Genomic DNA, 2,826 nt, shown 5'->3' on the forward strand with positions numbered 1-2,826 from the left:
TATAATATGAGTGAAATAATCCTTTTTTATTCAGTTCCAATAAAATATTAGATGTATGTTTCCTTTAGATTTGCTTGTTATTCTTTTATTTTTACAATACAGTCTTTTCTATAAAAAGCCATTCCATACTTTATAATATCCTCATAACCACTTTGATTAAGTTCATATGCATATTTTTTATCTTCAATTTGCTGCAGAGTATCTTGTGGCTTTGTAAATAGCTCTTTTGGTTTATCACAAACCTTCATTTCAATTATTACTGCTTTATCAAAAATTGATAGTTGTTTTATATAAATATCACATCTTCCATCCCCGCTCTCCCTGTTGGATTTTACAATGTAACCATCCATATGAGATAATAATCCTATCATAAATCCATGATAAAAGTTTTCATATGCATCATTAAAGCTTATTGTCTTCTTCAATAATCTATTTACTTCCCTTTGGAATACATCAACTTCTCCTTTTATAATTGAAGTATAAAGAAGAGATAAATCTTCGCTCTTTATCTTTTCATTAAACCATTTAAGTATCTTAGTTCTAAAGATATACTTAACTTCTAAGTTTGGTATTGCTAGCTCTACAAACTTTTCTTGGGTATTTTCATCCATTCTTTCACTTATCTTTTTGAAATATCCTGTAAAGAACATAAAGTTCCAAAGGTTATCTAAATTATCATAAACATCATTGTAGGTTATGTCTTCATGTACTGGTTTTTCTATAGTTTTACCTTCTATTAAAGCCTCTATTTCGCTTTTTGTTATATCATCTGCTCTTTCTATAAGACTTTTCAAATGCTTGTCTATCATTTTTTATTGGCTTTAATTTTAACTTTCTATCATCATCTTCACAATATTGATTTATTAAATATTGATTAGTAAGCTTTTCTTTTATTATTCCATTTGCTTTTAATCTATTTTCTTTTATTATATTAACTATCGCTAATAATAATATAGAAATAGTTGTTATCCTTTGTTGACCATCTATAATTAAATACTCTCTATTTCTTCCACTATCATTATAAATTGATACTATTGTTCCAAAGAAATGACTTTTATATTTATACTTTATCATATTTACTAAATCATCATATAACTGCTTACACTGTTCTTTTTTCCAATCATAATTTCTTTGATATACTGGAATGACAAAGTTTGTATCTGATGAATCTAAAAATACTTCATATACCATGTTAATAGCAGGTTCTTTCGTTGAATCGAATAAATCAATAACTTTTTCTTTTATTTATACTTTCATAACCTCAAATAAAACTTAAAATTCTATACTATTTAATAAATCCCTCAATGATTTTAATTCATCGTTAGTTAATGTAACGCCTTTCCCCATCTTTTCATGATCAGGTGACCATTCCCTCAAATCATATTTAGCTTCTTTACCATTCCAACTAATTATATTTAATTCCTTTTTCCAACCTTTAGCTGATTCTGCTATAGCACCTAATGTTTCTTTAATTTCAAATTTTATATCTGCCATAAATTAATCCTCCCTCTTATATTCTTATACCTAAATCATCAAATTCACTTATTTCTACTAACTTTAATTGTGTAGAAATATCTAAACATAATATTTTACTTAACATATTTCAATGATAAAAATGCTTTACTAAAATCTTTTCCTTTATCTTCTGCTGTAAATATATCACTATCATATGTTCCTTCTACAACATTATAAGTAATATGATTAATTATATCCATCTCTCACTTACTTTCACCTTTTCAAGTTTCTTTGTATATCAAAATAAAACTACTTTATAATTCTTTATATTCTTCAGCTAATTCCTTTAATTCCTTAACTATTTCTTCACATCTATATTCGGTATAATATATACTTCCTACATAATTTATAAATTCATCTTTACTTAATTCACTAAACTTATCATCAAAGCAATTCTTTTCTTCCTCTATAGCATCATAAAATCCACTAGAACATGGACCCCATCCATTTATTCTTTCCTCAAATGCTATTGCTGCCTTTTCAACATCATATTCTAAAACACCTTCATATAAATCATTAATTATAATAGAAGCCGTTTCTTTATTGATTTCTATTCCCCTACATAAATTTTCTCCTAAAATAGCTTCTAAACTAAAAAACTCTCTTATTAAATCTACTGATTTTCTTGCAATTTCAATTTTTTTACCTAACATCTTTTATATCTCTCTTTTACAAATAATAGTATTAATGTATATTATACGCTATATTTTCATATCCTTCTGTCGAACTGAGTTAATTTCATATCAAATATATAATTATTGCTGAAAATAACTTGATTATTTATTGAGTGATTTCGACATATTGAGGTGTTTCCAGCTCAAATTGTTATTATATGGATTATATTTTGTAAAAAATAACACCTTAATAAACTTTTCAGTCTATTAAGGTGTTTTAACTATATTTATTTTAATCTAATCACTTTCAATCAAATTAAGATTATTTTCAATTTGACTTTAAACACACTCTTTTAATTTTTTCTTACTTATTGTTTCAATAATCATATCTATGTTCCCATCATATTTTATTGGAATAACATCCTATACACTAGTAAAATTATCATTAGGAATAATTATATCATCTACTATCCTAATAAACCTTTAAAACAACTTATCTTTTCAGTCAAAAGACCACTAGCAAATTTTAATTCATTGCTAGTGGCCTAATATATCTATATTCTAAACTAATTTTTGTTCAAAAATATTATCCAAATTCAATTTCTTAATCCTATCTTCAATTTCAGCAGTATCAATAGTATACAAACCTAACTCCTGCATTCTCTTAAAATAACTAGCTCCAGCAAAAGTATACCTA

General features: G+C 25.5%; 4 protein-coding genes and 2 pseudogenes. All 6 read right to left on the minus strand.

Going from position 1 to position 2,826, the window contains the following annotated elements; translation table 11 throughout:
• Nucleotides 1-77 precede the first annotated feature (77 nt).
• A pseudogene (locus TY07_RS16930) lies at nt 78-794 on the minus strand (PD-(D/E)XK nuclease domain-containing protein); the annotation flags it as partial.
• Nucleotides 766-1,191 (minus strand): DUF262 domain-containing protein, encoded by a 426-nt coding sequence (locus TY07_RS16935; RefSeq protein WP_042403047.1) that lies wholly within the window; start codon nt 1,189-1,191, stop codon nt 766-768. The gene TY07_RS16935 and the pseudogene TY07_RS16930, both read right to left, overlap by 29 nt.
• Nucleotides 1,192-1,272: 81 nt before the next feature.
• Entirely contained in the window at nt 1,273-1,494 is a 222-nt protein-coding gene (locus TY07_RS16940) for a YdbC family protein (RefSeq protein ID WP_042403051.1), read from the minus strand.
• A gap of 95 nt (nt 1,495-1,589) precedes the next feature.
• Nucleotides 1,590-1,715, minus strand: a complete 126-nt coding sequence (locus TY07_RS18785) for a hypothetical protein (RefSeq protein ID WP_260457825.1) — start codon at nt 1,713-1,715, stop codon at nt 1,590-1,592.
• Nucleotides 1,716-1,769: 54 nt separating this feature from the next.
• Nucleotides 1,770-2,168, minus strand: coding sequence for a hypothetical protein (locus tag TY07_RS16945; protein WP_042403054.1), 399 nt, complete (start codon nt 2,166-2,168; stop codon nt 1,770-1,772).
• A 522-nt stretch (nt 2,169-2,690) separates the two neighbouring features.
• A pseudogene (locus tag TY07_RS18675) lies at nt 2,691-2,826 on the minus strand (FAD-dependent oxidoreductase); the annotation flags it as partial.

The organism is Clostridium saudiense, assembly GCF_000577815.1.
GTDB lineage: Bacteria > Bacillota > Clostridia > Clostridiales > Clostridiaceae > Clostridium > Clostridium saudiense.